Source organism: Pseudomonas rhodesiae, from assembly GCF_013285305.1.
Lineage (GTDB): Bacteria > Pseudomonadota > Gammaproteobacteria > Pseudomonadales > Pseudomonadaceae > Aquipseudomonas > Aquipseudomonas rhodesiae.
Map to the genome: position 1 here is coordinate 2,152,250 of NZ_CP054205.1, position 15,338 is coordinate 2,167,587.

Sequence of the window (15,338 nt, forward strand, 5' to 3'; positions counted from 1 at the left end):
ATTCGCGTCGTCAATCCCTCGCTACACTCGATCTACTACTAAGGTCGTCTGGAACCTGTGCCACAGCCGCATACAGTGGCTACGTTCCAATAATAAAAAAGCTGTGCTGCGAGGATAAAAACAATGAACGACAGCATTTACCTATCGATTCAAAACAGCCCGCGCTTCAAGGAGCTGGTGAGAAAAAGGGAGCGGTTTGCCTGGATTCTCTCGGCCATCATGCTAGGGCTCTACTCCGGTTTCATCCTTTTGATCGCCTACGGGCCACAAGTGCTGGGGGCCAAGCTCAGCCCTGGTTCGTCGATTACCTGGGGCATCCCCCTGGGCGTCGGGTTGATCGTCTCCGCGTTCGTCTTGACCGGCATTTATGTGCGTCGGGCCAATGGCGAGTTTGACGATCTCAACAATGCGATTCTCAAGGAGGCTGCGCAATGATCCGTCGTCTACTGGCAGTATTCGGCGCTTCGCTTTTTGCTCCCGCCCTGTGGGCGGCCGACGCATTGACCGGTGAAGTGCACAAGCAACCGCTGAACGTCTCGGCCATCGTGATGTTTGTCGTCTTCGTCGGTGCAACCCTTTGCATTACTTACTGGGCCTCCAAACGCAATAAATCGGCGGCCGACTACTACGCGGCCGGCGGCAAGATCACTGGTTTCCAGAACGGTCTGGCAATTGCTGGCGACTATATGTCGGCGGCCTCGTTCCTGGGGATCTCCGCGCTGGTGTTCACGTCCGGCTACGATGGGCTGATCTACTCGATCGGCTTTCTGGTGGGCTGGCCGATCATTCTGTTTCTGATCGCCGAGCGCCTGCGTAACCTGGGCAAATATACCTTTGCCGACGTGGCGTCCTACCGTCTGGGCCAGACCCAGATCCGCAGCCTGTCGGCCTGCGGTTCGCTGGTGGTGGTGGCGTTCTACCTGATTGCGCAGATGGTGGGGGCGGGCAAGCTGATCCAGTTGCTGTTCGGCCTGGATTACCATGTGGCGGTGATTCTGGTGGGCATCCTGATGTGCCTGTACGTGCTGTTCGGCGGCATGCTGGCGACCACATGGGTGCAGATCATCAAGGCGGTGCTGTTGCTGTCGGGTGCGTCGTTCATGGCGCTGATGGTGATGAAGCACGTCAACTTCGATTTCAACACGCTGTTCTCCGAGGCGATCAAGGTTCACCCTAAAGGTGAGGCGATCATGAGCCCAGGCGGCCTGGTGAAAGACCCTATCTCTGCATTCTCCCTGGGCTTGGCGCTGATGTTCGGCACCGCCGGTTTGCCGCACATCCTGATGCGTTTCTTCACGGTGAGCGATGCCAAGGAAGCGCGTAAGAGCGTGCTGTATGCCACGGGCTTTATTGGTTACTTCTACATTCTGACCTTTATTATCGGTTTCGGCGCGATCCTGCTGGTCAGCACCAATCCGGCGTTCAAGGATGCGGCAGGCGCCTTGCTGGGCGGTAACAACATGGCGGCGGTACACCTGGCCAATGCGGTGGGTGGCAGCATCTTCCTGGGCTTTATCTCGGCCGTGGCGTTTGCCACCATCCTGGCCGTGGTGGCCGGTTTGACCCTGGCGGGTGCATCGGCGGTGTCTCACGACCTGTATGCCAGCGTGATCAAGAAAGGCAAGGCCAACGAGAAGGATGAGATTCGCGTGTCGAAGATCACCACCGTGGCCCTGGGTGTATTGGCAATCGGCCTGGGTATCCTGTTCGAAAGCCAGAACATCGCGTTCATGGTCGGCCTGGCATTCTCCATCGCCGCCAGCTGCAACTTCCCGGTGCTGCTGCTTTCCATGTACTGGAAAAACCTCACCACCCGTGGCGCCATGATCGGCGGTTGGCTGGGTCTGGTCAGTGCCGTGGGCCTGATGATCCTGGGGCCGACCATCTGGGTCTCGATCCTGCACCATGAAAAAGCCATCTTCCCGTACGAGTACCCAGCACTGTTCTCGATGATCATCGCGTTCATCGGTATCTGGTTCTTCTCCATCACCGACAAGTCGGCGGCGGCAGAGAAAGAGCGTGCGCTGTACTTCCCGCAGTTTGTGCGTTCGCAGACTGGCCTGGGGGCGAGTGGGGCAGTGAATCATTGATGTAGCCGCAAGTGGCAAGCCTCAAGCTGTAAGTTAGAAGCGGTGCTGTGTAGAGAGATACCCCTGTGGAGATACAGGGGTATTTTTTTGCTTGCGGCTTATAGCTGGAAGCTTGCAGCTCACTAAATTCCAGCCAAAAAAAACGGCCTCATCAGGAGGCCGTTTTTTCTGGCTGGGATTTAGTGCCGATCTTCCAGCTTGGTGATATCACGCGACTCGTAGCCGGTGTACAACTGGCGCGGGCGGCCAATCTTGTAAGGGCTGGAGAGCATTTCTTTCCAGTGGGAGATCCAGCCCACGGTCCGCGCCAGGGCGAAGATCACGGTGAACATGCTGGTTGGGATGCCGATTGCCTTGAGGATGATCCCCGAGTAGAAGTCGACGTTCGGGTACAGGGAGCGTTCGATGAAGTACGGGTCGGTCAGGGCGATCTCTTCCAGGCGCATGGCCAGTTCGAGTTGCGGATCGTTCTTGATGCCCAGTTCCTTCAACACTTCGTCGCAGGTCTGCTTCATAACGGTGGCGCGTGGGTCGCGGTTCTTGTAAACGCGGTGACCGAAGCCCATCAGCTTGAATGGATCGTTCTTGTCCTTGGCCTTGGCGATGAAGGTGTCGATGTTCGAGACATCGCCGATTTCATCGAGCATGGTCAACACGGCTTCGTTCGCACCGCCGTGGGCAGGGCCCCACAGTGCGGCGATGCCGGCGGCGATACAGGCGAACGGGTTGGCACCCGAGGAGCCCGCCAGGCGCACGGTGGAGGTGGAGGCGTTCTGCTCGTGGTCGGCGTGGAGGATGAAGATCCGGTCCATGGCCTTGGCGAGCACCGGGCTGATCGGTTTGATCTCGCACGGGGTGTTGAACATCATGTGCAGGAAGTTTTCCGCGTACGTCAGGTCGTTGCGCGGGTACATCATGGGTTGACCCATGGAGTACTTGTAAACCATTGCGGCCAGGGTCGGCATCTTGGCAACCAGGCGGATCGCGGAGATTTCGCGATGCTGCGGGTTATTGATGTCGAGGGAGTCGTGATAGAAGGCCGACAGGGCGCCGACCACGCCGCACATGACAGCCATCGGGTGGGCGTCGCGACGGAAGCCGTTGAAGAAGGTCTTCAACTGCTCGTGAACCATGGTGTGGTTCTTGACTGTGCTGACAAACTGGGCTTTCTGCTCGGCTGTTGGCAATTCGCCATTGAGCAGCAGGTAGCAGGTTTCCAGGTAGTCCGACTTTTCTGCCAATTGCTCGATCGGGTAGCCCCGGTGCAGCAAGATGCCATTGTCGCCGTCGATATAGGTGATCTTCGACTCGCAAGAGGCGGTCGACATGAAGCCTGGGTCGAAAGTGAAACGGCCCGTGGCCGTCAGGCCCCGTACGTCGATAACATCGGGACCAACGGTGCCGGTTAAAATGGGCAGCTCGACGGGGGCTGCGCCCTCGATGATCAACTGCGCTTTTTTGTCAGCCATGTGGCCTCCTATTTATGCTTCAAATCATCAGACAGACCCCCCACGCAGGGCCCGCACCACTATAGTGAGATAAATTCAGATGTCAATTTGCCTAAAGTCTTGCTCCAGAAGGCTTTAACCGGACTTTTTCGTCGAAATTGCCTGCCATTTACGCCTTTTATCCCGCCAGCGCAATCCGCTATTAGGGTGAGGAGCGCGCGTTGTCATTAGTAACCTAACTGTCTATACTCGGCCACCGACCGCCAAGGGCTTTTGGGCTTGCTTTCATTGGGGGTCGCACTCCCTGGGTGGTGCTTACCTGACCAGTGCACTCCCCTACAACTTTGCCCTGATTGTTAGGGGCTCTTCAGTGTGAAAAAAAGCCGTGAAGAATAGCCAACGACCTGTAAACCTAGACCTAAGGACCATCAAACTCCCCATCACCGGCGTTACGTCGTTCCTGCACCGTGTTTCCGGCATCATCCTGTTCCTGGGCTTGGGCATCATGCTTTATGCATTGAGCAAATCCCTGGGTTCCGAGGAAGGTTACGCCGAGGTGAAGGCATGCTTGACCAGCCCGCTGGCCAAGTTCGTAGCATGGGGCCTCCTGTCCGCTCTGCTGTATCACCTGGTAGCCGGTGTGCGCCACTTGATCATGGACATGGGCATCGGTGAGACGCTGGAAGGCGGCCGCCTGGGCTCGAAAATCATCATCGCCATTTCCGTGGTGCTGATCGTTCTCGCAGGAGTTTGGATATGGTAACCAGCGTTACGAACCTATCGCGTTCGGGCCTCTATGATTGGATGGCGCAGCGTGTGTCTGCGGTTGTTCTCGCGGCTTATTTCATTTTCCTGATCGGATACCTCGTCGCAAACCCGGGCATCGGCTATGAACAATGGCATGGCCTGTTTTCCCACAATGCGATGCGAATCTTCAGTCTGCTGGCCCTTGTAGCCCTGGGCGCTCACGCCTGGGTCGGCATGTGGACCATCGCTACCGACTACCTCACGCCGATGGCGCTGGGCAAGTCCGCGACTTCAGTACGTTTCCTCTTCCAGGCAGTATGCGGCGTCGCGATGTTCGCTTACTTCGTCTGGGGTGTGCAGATTCTTTGGGGTATCTGAGTCATGGCTAACATTCCAACTATTTCCTTCGACGCCATCATTATTGGTGGCGGCGGTGCCGGCATGCGCGCTGCGCTGCAGCTGGCCCAGGGCGGTCACAAGACTGCCGTGATCACCAAGGTATTCCCGACACGTTCCCACACCGTGTCCGCCCAGGGTGGCATCACCTGCGCCATCGCTTCGGCCGACCCGAACGATGACTGGCGCTGGCACATGTACGATACCGTCAAGGGTTCCGACTACATCGGTGACCAGGACGCTATCGAATACATGTGTCAGGAAGGCCCGGCAGCGGTGTTCGAACTGGACCACATGGGTCTGCCGTTCTCCCGTACCGAGCAAGGCCGTATCTACCAGCGTCCGTTCGGCGGCCAGTCGAAGGATTACGGTAAAGGCGGGCAGGCCGCCCGTACTTGCGCCGCTTCCGACCGTACCGGCCACGCGCTGCTGCACACGCTTTATCAGGGCAACCTGAAAGCCGGTACCACGTTCCTGAACGAGTACTACGCTGTCGACCTGGTCAAGAACGCCCAAGGCGAGTTCGTCGGTGTGATCGCTATCTGCATCGAAACCGGTGAAACCACCTACATCCGCGCCAAGGCTACCGTGCTGGCAACCGGCGGTGCAGGCCGGATCTACGCCTCGACCACCAACGCCCTGATCAACACCGGCGACGGCGTGGGCATGGCCCTGCGTGCTGGCGTGCCGGTGCAAGATATTGAAATGTGGCAGTTCCACCCGACCGGTATTGCCGGCGCCGGCGTTCTGGTGACCGAAGGTTGCCGTGGTGAAGGTGGTTACCTGATCAACAAGCACGGCGAGCGTTTCATGGAGCGCTATGCTCCGAACGCCAAGGACCTTGCCGGTCGTGACGTTGTTGCCCGTTCGATGGTTAAAGAGATCATCGCTGGCAACGGTTGCGGTCCGAATGGCGACCACGTAATGCTCAAGCTCGATCACCTGGGCGAAGAAGTGTTGCACAGCCGTCTGCCAGGCATCTGCGAACTGTCCAAGACCTTTGCGCACGTTGACCCGGTTGTTGCTCCGGTCCCGGTTGTTCCGACTTGCCACTATATGATGGGCGGCGTGCCGACCAACATTCATGGTCAAGCGATCACTCAGGACGCCGATGGCGTCGACGCGATCATCCCTGGTCTGTTTGCAGTGGGTGAAGTGGCGTGCGTATCGGTTCACGGTGCCAACCGCCTGGGCGGTAACTCGTTGCTCGACCTGGTGGTATTCGGTCGCGCCGCTGGCCTGCACTTGGAAAAGGCCCTGAGCGACGGCATCGAATACGATGACGCCACCGACGCCAACATCGAGGCCGCCCTGGCGCGCCTGTCCGCTCTGAACGAGCGTACCGATGGCGAAGACGTGGCAACCCTGCGTCGCGAGCTGCAAAGCTGCATGCAGAACTACTTCGGTGTATTCCGTACTGGCGAATACATGCAGAAGGGTATTGCCCAGCTGGCCGACCTGCGCAAGCGCATCGCCAACGTCAAGATCAACGATAAGAGCCAGGCGTTCAACACCGCTCGTATCGAAGCCCTTGAGCTGCAAAACTTGCTGGAAGTGGCCGAAGCGACCGCGATTGCCGCCGAGGTTCGTAAAGAATCCCGTGGTGCTCACGCTCGTGAAGACTATGAAGACCGCGACGACGAGAACTGGCTGTGCCACACCCTGTACTTCCCGGGGGAAAAGCGCGTTGCCAAGCGTGCCGTGAACTTCTCGCCGAAAACGGTTCCGACGTTTGAACCGAAGATTCGGACTTACTAAGGGTGGCTGCCATGTTGAAAGTCAGTGTTTATCGCTACAACCCTGATCAGGACGCTGCGCCGTTCATGCAGGAATTCCAGGTCGATACCGGTGGTAAAGACCTGATGGTGCTGGACGTGCTGGCCCTGATCAAAGAGCAGGACGAAGGTTTCTCCTATCGTCGCTCTTGCCGTGAAGGTGTCTGCGGCTCCGACGGCATGAACATCAACGGCAAAAACGGCCTGGCGTGCATCACGCCGCTGTCCGCCGTGGTGAAAGGCAACAAGCTGATCGTTCGTCCACTGCCAGGTTTGCCGGTTATCCGTGACCTGGTCGTCGATATGAGCATCTTCTACAAGCAATACGAGAAAGTTAAGCCGTTCCTGCAGAACGACACGCCGGCCCCGGCCATCGAGCGTCTGCAGTCCCCGGAAGAGCGCGACAAGCTCGACGGTCTGTACGAGTGCATCCTGTGCGCCTGCTGCTCGACCTCCTGCCCGTCCTTCTGGTGGAACCCGGACAAGTTCCTGGGTCCAGCTGCCCTGCTGCAAGCGTACCGCTTCCTGGCAGACAGCCGTGACACCAAGACGTCCGAGCGTCTGGCTTCGCTGGATGACCCGTTCAGCGTATTCCGCTGCCGCGGGATCATGAACTGCGTCAACGTATGTCCCAAAGGCCTGAACCCGACTAAGGCCATTGGTCACATCCGTAACATGCTGCTGCAAAGCGGCGTGTAACTGACGTTGTAACAAAGCAGGACCGTTGTGCCCGTAAATGCTGCGGCGCAGGCTTCAACCGGCGCCGTAGTTTTAACTTGAGCAGCGACTTACAAAGCCGCGGCTCTTATTTTGAAGAAATGAGACAAGCAGGGGCATTCGGGTTGGTACCCGAACTATCAGCGTGATCCTAAGTGGCTTGTTTTGGTCGCTGCACTTGGCCTTTTGCAAGCAAACTCGGTGTTTTCGCCGGTGGTGTCCCCAAATCGAGGGTGACCAAGCATGCAAGAAAGCGTGATGCAGCGCATGTGGAACAGCGGCTATCTTTCAGGTGGTAACGCTGCCTATGTGGAAGAGCTTTATGAGCTCTACCTGCACGACCCTAACGCTGTGCCAGAAGAATGGCGCACCAAATTTCAGACGTTGTCTTCAGACGGCAACGCTGCCACCGATGTATCGCATGCAACAATTCGCGATCAGTTTGTGCTGCTGGCAAAGAACCAGCGCCGCGCCCAACCGGTTTCCGCCGGCAGCGTGAGCAGTGAGCATGAGAAGAAGCAAGTTGAAGTACTGCGACTGATCCAGGCCTACCGGATGCGTGGCCACCAGGCTGCCCAGCTTGACCCGCTGGGGCTCTGGCAGCGTCCTGCACCGGCTGACCTGTCGATCAATCATTACGGCTTGACCAATGCCGATCTTGATACGACCTTCCGTGCCGGCGACCTGTTCATCGGCAAAGAGGAAGCGAGCCTACGCGAAATTCACGAAGCGTTGCAGCAGACATATTGCCGCACCATCGGCGCCGAGTTCACGCACATCACCGATTCCGAACAGCGCCAGTGGTTCCAGCATCGCCTGGAAGGTGTGCGCGGCCGTCCGGCGCTGTCCGCCGACGTTCGCAGCCACCTGCTTGAGCGCGTGACCGCTGCCGAAGGCCTGGAAAAATACCTGGGCACCAAATACCCGGGCACCAAGCGTTTCGGTCTGGAAGGCGGTGAAAGCCTGATCCCGATGCTCGACGAGCTGATCCAGCGTTCCGGTTCCTACGGCACCAAGGAAGTCGTGATCGGCATGGCCCACCGTGGTCGCTTGAACGTGTTGGTCAACACTTTCGGCAAGAACCCGCGTGAGCTGTTCGACGAGTTCGAAGGCAAGAAGAAGGTCGAGCTGGGTTCCGGTGACGTTAAATACCACCAGGGCTTCTCGTCCAACGTGATGACCACCGGCGGTGAAGTTCACCTGGCCATGGCATTCAACCCATCCCACCTGGAAATCGTTTCGCCAGTGGTCGAGGGGTCGGTGCGTGCTCGCCAGGACCGTCGTAACGACACCACCGGTGAAAAGGTTCTGCCGATTTCCATCCACGGTGACGCGGCATTCGCCGGTCAGGGCGTGGTTCTGGAAACCTTCCAGATGTCGCAGACTCGCGGCTTCAAGACTGGCGGTACCGTTCACATCGTCATCAACAACCAAGTGGGCTTCACCATCAGCAACCCGTTGGACTCGCGTTCCACCGAGTACGCCACCGACGTTGCCAAGATGATCCAGGCGCCGATCCTCCATGTGAATGGTGATGATCCGGAAGCCGTATTGTTCGTGACCCAACTGGCCGTCGACTACCGCATGCAGTTCAAGCGTGACGTGGTGATCGACCTGGTTTGCTATCGTCGTCGCGGTCACAACGAAGCGGACGAGCCAAGCGGCACCCAACCGTTGATGTACCAGCAGATCACCAAGCAGCGCACCACCCGTGAGCTGTACGCTGAAAGCCTGACCAAGGCCGGCGTGGTGGACGAAGCGCGTGTTCAGGCGAAAGTCGACGAATACCGCAACGCTCTGGACAACGGTCTGCATGTAGTGAAAAGCCTGGTCAAAGAGCCGAACAAAGAGCTGTTCGTAGACTGGCGTCCGTACCTGGGCCACACCTGGACTGCGCGTCACGATACCTCGTTCGACCTCAAGACCCTGCAGGAACTGTCCGCCAAGCTGCTGGAAATTCCGGAAGGCTTCGTGGTTCAGCGTCAGGTCTCGAAGATCTACGAAGACCGTCAGAAGATGCAAGCCGGCGGCCTGCCGATCAACTGGGGTTACGCCGAAACCATGGCGTACGCGACCCTGGCGTTCGAAGGTCACCCGATCCGCATGACCGGCCAGGACATCGGCCGCGGTACGTTCTCGCACCGTCACGCGGTACTGCACAACCAAAAAGACGCCAGCACCTACGTGCCGTTGCAGAACCTGTACGAAGGCCAGCCACGTTTCGACCTGTACGATTCGTTCCTGTCCGAAGAGGCTGTACTGGCCTTTGAATACGGTTACTCGACCACCACGCCGAATGCGCTGGTGATCTGGGAAGCCCAGTTCGGCGACTTCGCCAACGGCGCCCAGGTGGTGATCGACCAGTTCATCACCAGCGGCGAGCATAAGTGGGGCCGTCTGTGCGGTCTGACCATGCTGCTGCCGCACGGTTATGAAGGTCAGGGTCCGGAGCACTCCTCGGCCCGTCTGGAGCGTTACCTGCAGCTGTGCGCCGAGCACAACATCCAGGTCTGCGTACCGACCACCCCGGCTCAGATCTACCACTTGCTGCGTCGCCAGGTGATTCGTCCTCTGCGCAAGCCGCTGGTTGTGCTGACTCCGAAGTCGCTGCTGCGTCACAAATTGGCCGTCTCGACCCTGGAAGATCTGGCGGACGGTTCGTTCCAGACCGTGATTCCAGAAATCGACACGCTGGACGCGGCCAAGGTCACTCGCCTGATCCTGTGCAGCGGCAAGGTCTACTATGACCTGCTGGAAAAACGCCGTGCCGAAGGCCGCGAAGATATCGCCATCGTGCGTATCGAGCAGCTTTACCCGTTCCCGGAAGACGACCTGATGGAGGTCATCGCGCCTTACACCAACCTCACGAATGTGGTCTGGTGCCAGGAAGAACCGATGAACCAGGGCGCGTGGTACAGCAGCCAGCATCACCTGCGTCGCAGCATTGGCAACCATAACAAGGCCCTGGGCCTGGAATACGCCGGCCGTGATGCTTCCGCCGCACCTGCGTGTGGTTATGCGTCGATGCACGCCGAACAGCAGGAAAAACTGCTGCAAGATGCTTTCACTGTTTAACGCCTTCGCGCTGACTGAAACCGAATTTTAAGGACCCACAGATAATGGCTATCGAAATCAAAGCCCCGTCATTCCCGGAATCGGTTGCCGATGGCACCGTTGCCACCTGGCACAAAAAACCAGGTGAAGCTGTCAAGCGCGACGACCTGATCGTCGACATCGAGACCGACAAAGTCGTGCTGGAAGTGCTGGCCGAAGCTGACGGTGTACTGGGCGCAATTGTTGCCGAAGAGGGCGCTACCGTGCTGTCCAACCAGGTGTTGGGCTCGATCGAAGAGGGCGGCGCTGCTGCACCTGCATCTGCTCCGGCTGCTGCACCTGCTGCTTCGGCGCCAGCTGCCGCTCCGGCCGCTGGTGCTGAAGACCCGATCGCTGCACCGGCGGCGCGCCAGTTGGCTGAAGAAAACGGTATCAACCTGGCTTCCATCAAAGGCACCGGCAAAGACGGCCGCGTGACCAAGGAAGACGTGGTTGCTGCGGTTGAAGCCAAGAAAAACGCTCCAGCTGCCGCACCTGCCAAGCCTGCTGCCCCGGCTGCCGCTGCTCCTGTGTTCGCTGCCGGCGACCGCACCGAGAAGCGCGTACCGATGACCCGCGTGCGTGCCACCGTGGCCAAGCGTCTGGTTGAAGCCCAGTCGAACATGGCAATGCTGACCACCTTCAACGAAGTCGACATGACCGAAGTCATGGCCCTGCGTTCGAAGTACAAGGACCTGTTCGAGAAGTCCCACAACGGCGTGCGCCTGGGCTTCATGTCGTTCTTCGTGAAAGCGGCCACCGAAGCGCTGAAACGCTTCCCGGCAGTCAATGCTTCCATCGATGGCAACGACATCGTCTACCATGGCTATGCAGACATCGGCGTTGCCGTGTCCAGCGACCGTGGCCTGGTGGTTCCGGTCCTGCGTAACGCCGAACTGATGAGCCTGGCTGAAATCGAAGGCGGCATCGCCACCTTCGGCAAGAAAGCCCGTGACGGTAAGCTGACCATCGACGAGATGACCGGTGGTACCTTCACCATCACCAACGGTGGTACCTTCGGTTCGATGATGTCGACGCCGATCGTCAACCCGCCACAAGCCGCGATCCTGGGCATGCACAACATCATCCAGCGTCCGATGGCCATCAACGGCCAAGTCGTGATCCGCCCGATGATGTACCTGGCACTGTCCTACGATCACCGCCTGATCGATGGTAAAGAAGCCGTGACTTTCCTGGTGACCATCAAGAACCTGCTGGAAGATCCGGCTCGTCTTCTTCTGGATATCTAAAAAGCAGCGGCAAGCTGCAAGCGACAAGCCCCAGGCTCGAAGAGCAGGTGGGTTTCAAACTTGTAGCTTGCGGCTTGTAGCTTGTTGCTAAAAGGGAACCTTTTATGACACAGAAATTTGACGTTGTAGTGATTGGCGCGGGCCCTGGCGGCTATGTTGCCGCCATCAAGGCCGCTCAACTGGGCCTCTCGACTGCTTGCATCGAAAAATACACTGACAAGGAAGGCAAACTGGCGCTGGGCGGTACTTGCCTGAACGTTGGCTGCATTCCTTCCAAGGCGCTGCTGGACAGCTCCTGGAAATTCCACGAAGCCCAAGACGGCTTCGCGATCCACGGCATCAACCATGCTGGCGTGACCATGGACGTACCAGCAATGGTCGGCCGTAAAGCCAACATCGTTAAAGGCCTGACTTCCGGCGTTGCCACCTTGTTCAAGGCCAACGGCGTGACTTCCCTGCAGGGCCACGGCAAATTGCTGGCCGGCAAGAAAGTCGAAATCACCAAGCCTGACGGTTCGGTTGAAGTGATCGAAGCTGAAAACGTGATCCTGGCCCCAGGTTCGCGCCCAATCGACATTCCACCTGCTCCAGTCGACAACAACGTGATCGTTGATTCGACCGGCGCCCTGGAATTCCAAGCTGTGCCTAAGCGCCTGGGTGTGATCGGTGCTGGTGTGATCGGCCTGGAGCTGGGTTCGGTATGGTCCCGTCTGGGTGCAGAAGTGACTGTTCTGGAAGCCCTGGACACGTTCCTGCTGGCTGCCGATACCGCAGTCTCCAAGGAAGCGTTCAAGACCCTGACCAAACAGGGCCTGGACATCAAGCTGGGCGCTCGCGTAACCGGCTCGAAGGTCAATGGCGAAGAAGTGGTCGTGACCTACACCGACAAAGATGGCGAACAAACCATCACCTTCGACAAGCTGATCGTGGCCGTGGGCCGTCGTCCAGTGACGACCGACCTGCTGGCAGCCGATAGCGGCGTGAACATCGACGAGCGTGGCTTTATCCACGTTGACGATCACTGCGCTACCACCGTTCCAGGCGTGTACGCCATCGGTGACGTGGTGCGCGGCATGATGCTGGCGCACAAGGCTTCCGAAGAAGGCATCATGGTTGTCGAGCGCATCAAGGGCCACAAAACCCAGATGAACTACGACCTGATTCCATCGGTTATCTACACCCACCCGGAAATTGCATGGGTCGGCAAGAACGAACAGCAGTTGAAAGCTGAAGGCGTTGAAGTTAACGTCGGCACCTTCCCGTTTGCCGCTTCTGGCCGTGCCATGGCAGCCAACGACACCGGTGGTTTTGTCAAAGTCATCGCTGATGCCAAGACTGACCGTGTATTGGGCGTCCACGTGATTGGCCCAAGCGCAGCAGAACTGGTTCAGCAGGGCGCGATCGGTATGGAATTCGGCACCAGTGCCGAGGACCTGGGCATGATGGTCTTCTCCCATCCGACCCTGTCCGAAGCGTTGCACGAAGCCGCGTTGGCAGTGAATGGCGGCGCCATCCACGTCGCCAACCGCAAGAAGCGCTAAGCGAGATAATAAGAAACCACGGCGGAGTTGCCCGTCGTGAGCCTTGCGCGCAAGACTCACCGCGGAATATCCGCTGGACGCAGCCTTGCGCAGCTTCACGGGCCATAAGCCCCGCAAGTTGCGCAAGCAGCAGTCACAGGTGGTGCGGCACTCATAATGAGCGCAGCGCCGAATGCGCAGTACCTAACGAAGACGGTAAAAAGCATGAATCTTCACGAGTATCAGGGTAAGCAGCTGTTCGCTGAATACGGCCTGCCAGTATCCAAGGGCTACGCAGTAGACACCCCGGAAGCAGCAGCAGAAGCTTGCGACAAAATCGGTGGTACCGAGTGGGTTGTCAAAGCCCAGGTCCACGCTGGTGGTCGCGGTAAAGCGGGCGGCGTTAAGCTGGTTCGCAACAAAGAAGACGCCAAGGCCTTCGCACAGCAGTGGCTGGGCAAGCGTCTGGTGACTTACCAGACTGATGCCAATGGCCAGCCAGTCACCAAGATCCTGGTTGAATCGTGCACTGATATCGCTAAAGAGCTGTACCTGGGCGCTGTCGTTGACCGTTCGAGCCGTCGCATCGTGTTCATGGCTTCCACCGAAGGTGGCGTGGACATCGAAAAGATCGCTCACGAAACCCCAGAAAAAATTCTGAAAGCCACCATCGATCCACTGGTTGGCGCTCAGCCGTTCCAGGGTCGCGAGCTGGCTTTCCAGCTGGGCCTGGAAGGCAAGCAAGTTGCTCAGTTCGCCAAGATCTTCGTAGGTCTGGCCAAACTGTTCCAGGATCACGATCTGGCTCTGCTGGAAGTGAACCCGCTGGTGATCAAGGCTGACGGCGATCTTCACTGCCTCGATGCCAAGATCAACATCGACGCCAACGCCATGTACCGTCAGCCTAAGCTGAAGACTTTCCACGATCCGTCGCAAGACGATCCGCGCGAAGCGCACGCTGCCAAGTTCGAACTGAACTACGTGGCCCTGGAAGGCAACATCGGTTGCATGGTCAACGGTGCCGGCCTGGCCATGGGTACCATGGACATCGTCAACCTGCATGGCGGCAAACCAGCCAACTTCCTCGACGTGGGCGGTGGTGCTACCAAAGAACGCGTGACCGAAGCCTTCAAGATCATCCTGTCCGACGCCAACGTCGCTGCAGTACTGGTCAACATCTTCGGCGGCATCGTTCGTTGCGACATGATTGCCGAAGGCATCATCGGTGCAGTGAAAGAAGTCGGCGTTAAAATCCCGGTTGTTGTTCGCCTTGAAGGTAACAACGCTGAACTGGGCGCTAAAGTACTGGCAGAAAGCGGTTTGAACATCATCGCGGCTACCAGCCTGACCGACGCTGCTCAACAAGTTGTCAAAGCTGCGGAGGGCAAATAATGAGCGTCCTGATCAATAAAGACACCAAAGTTATCTGCCAGGGTATTACCGGTTCGCAAGGTAGCTTCCACACCCAGCAAGCCATCGAATACGGCACCCATATGGTTGGCGGCGTAACGCCAGGCAAAGGCGGCACCGAGCACCTGGGTCTGCCGGTGTTCAACACCGTGAAAGACGCTGTAGCTGCCACTGGCGCAACCGCCAGCGTGATCTACGTTCCGGCTCCTTTCTGCAAGGACTCGATCCTGGAAGCGGCATTCGGCGGCATCAAGCTGATCGTTTGCATCACCGAAGGCATTCCTACCCTGGACATGCTGGACGCTAAAGTTAAGTGTGACGAACTGGGCGTAGTCCTGATCGGCCCTAACTGCCCAGGCGTGATCACCCCAGGCGAATGCAAGATCGGCATCATGCCAGGTCACATTCACTTGCCAGGTAAAGTCGGTATCGTTTCCCGTTCCGGCACCCTGACCTACGAAGCTGTTAAGCAGACCACTGACGCCGGTTTCGGTCAGTCGACTTGCGTCGGCATCGGCGGTGACCCGATCCCAGGCTCCAACTTCATCGACATCCTGAAGCTGTTCCAGGAAGACCCGAAGACCGAAGCGATCGTGATGATCGGTGAGATCGGCGGTTCGGCTGAAGAAGAAGCGGCTGCCTACATCAAGGCACACGTGACCAAGCCGGTTGTTTCCTACATCGCTGGTGTGACTGCCCCTGCTGGCAAGCGCATGGGCCATGCGGGCGCAATCATCTCCGGCGGCAAAGGCACTGCAGACGAGAAATTCGCTGCGCTGCAAGACGCAGGCGTGAAAACCGTGCGTTCGCTGGCAGACATCGGCAAGGCCCTGGCCGAGCTGACCGGTTGGGCTGTCAAGTAAGCCTCGCGCTTAACTGACGCTTTACCCCA

12 protein-coding genes are annotated in these 15,338 nt (G+C 58.2%); 11 read left to right on the top strand and 1 reads right to left on the bottom strand.

Going from position 1 to position 15,338, the window contains the following annotated elements; translation table 11 throughout:
- Positions 1-123 precede the first annotated feature (123 nt).
- Together HRH33_RS09845 and HRH33_RS09850 are read left to right on the top strand one after the other, a co-directional pair.
- The gene (locus HRH33_RS09845) at positions 124-435 is read left to right on the top strand and encodes a DUF485 domain-containing protein (protein ID WP_034096660.1); all 312 of its coding nucleotides are present in this window, start codon (positions 124-126) and stop codon (positions 433-435) included.
- Positions 432-2,090, top strand: coding sequence for a cation acetate symporter (locus HRH33_RS09850; protein ID WP_034137559.1), 1,659 nt, complete (start codon positions 432-434; stop codon positions 2,088-2,090). Before HRH33_RS09845 ends, HRH33_RS09850 begins: the two co-directional genes overlap by 4 nt.
- A gap of 179 nt (positions 2,091-2,269) precedes the next feature.
- On the opposite strand, the gene gltA is transcribed toward HRH33_RS09850, so the two are convergent.
- Positions 2,270-3,559 (bottom strand): citrate synthase, encoded by a 1,290-nt coding sequence (gltA, locus tag HRH33_RS09855; protein ID WP_034137560.1) that lies wholly within the window; start codon positions 3,557-3,559, stop codon positions 2,270-2,272.
- Positions 3,560-3,923: 364 nt separating this feature from the next.
- Between gltA and sdhC the strand changes: the two genes are divergently transcribed.
- From sdhC to sucD, 9 genes are all read left to right on the top strand, one after another.
- Positions 3,924-4,301: a succinate dehydrogenase, cytochrome b556 subunit gene (gene sdhC / locus HRH33_RS09860; protein WP_034096662.1), complete on the top strand. Its 378-nt coding sequence runs from the start codon at positions 3,924-3,926 to the stop codon at positions 4,299-4,301.
- Positions 4,295-4,663: a succinate dehydrogenase, hydrophobic membrane anchor protein gene (sdhD, locus tag HRH33_RS09865; RefSeq protein ID WP_167417568.1), complete on the top strand. Its 369-nt coding sequence runs from the start codon at positions 4,295-4,297 to the stop codon at positions 4,661-4,663. Before sdhC ends, sdhD begins: the two co-directional genes overlap by 7 nt.
- A gap of 3 nt (positions 4,664-4,666) precedes the next feature.
- Positions 4,667-6,439 carry a succinate dehydrogenase flavoprotein subunit gene (sdhA, locus tag HRH33_RS09870; protein ID WP_034096663.1) on the top strand — a complete coding sequence of 591 codons (1,773 nt, stop codon included), beginning with the start codon at positions 4,667-4,669 and terminating at the stop codon, positions 6,437-6,439.
- An 11-nt stretch (positions 6,440-6,450) separates the two neighbouring features.
- Positions 6,451-7,155: a succinate dehydrogenase iron-sulfur subunit gene (locus HRH33_RS09875; protein WP_034096664.1), complete on the top strand. Its 705-nt coding sequence runs from the start codon at positions 6,451-6,453 to the stop codon at positions 7,153-7,155.
- Positions 7,156-7,416: 261 nt separating this feature from the next.
- Positions 7,417-10,248 (top strand): 2-oxoglutarate dehydrogenase E1 component, encoded by a 2,832-nt coding sequence (locus HRH33_RS09880; protein ID WP_034137562.1) that lies wholly within the window; start codon positions 7,417-7,419, stop codon positions 10,246-10,248.
- 44 nt (positions 10,249-10,292) lie between these two features.
- Positions 10,293-11,516 (top strand): 2-oxoglutarate dehydrogenase complex dihydrolipoyllysine-residue succinyltransferase, encoded by a 1,224-nt coding sequence (gene odhB, locus HRH33_RS09885; protein ID WP_123480358.1) that lies wholly within the window; start codon positions 10,293-10,295, stop codon positions 11,514-11,516.
- A gap of 104 nt (positions 11,517-11,620) precedes the next feature.
- Entirely contained in the window at positions 11,621-13,057 is a 1,437-nt protein-coding gene (gene lpdA, locus HRH33_RS09890; RefSeq protein WP_034137563.1) for a dihydrolipoyl dehydrogenase, read from the top strand.
- A 204-nt stretch (positions 13,058-13,261) separates the two neighbouring features.
- The gene (gene sucC / locus HRH33_RS09895) at positions 13,262-14,428 is read left to right on the top strand and encodes an ADP-forming succinate--CoA ligase subunit beta (protein ID WP_034096668.1); all 1,167 of its coding nucleotides are present in this window, start codon (positions 13,262-13,264) and stop codon (positions 14,426-14,428) included.
- Positions 14,428-15,309, top strand: a complete 882-nt coding sequence (gene sucD, locus HRH33_RS09900; protein ID WP_173603437.1) for a succinate--CoA ligase subunit alpha — start codon at positions 14,428-14,430, stop codon at positions 15,307-15,309. The genes sucC and sucD overlap by 1 nt, the downstream gene beginning before the upstream one ends.
- The last annotated feature ends 29 nt before the right edge of the window (positions 15,310-15,338 follow it).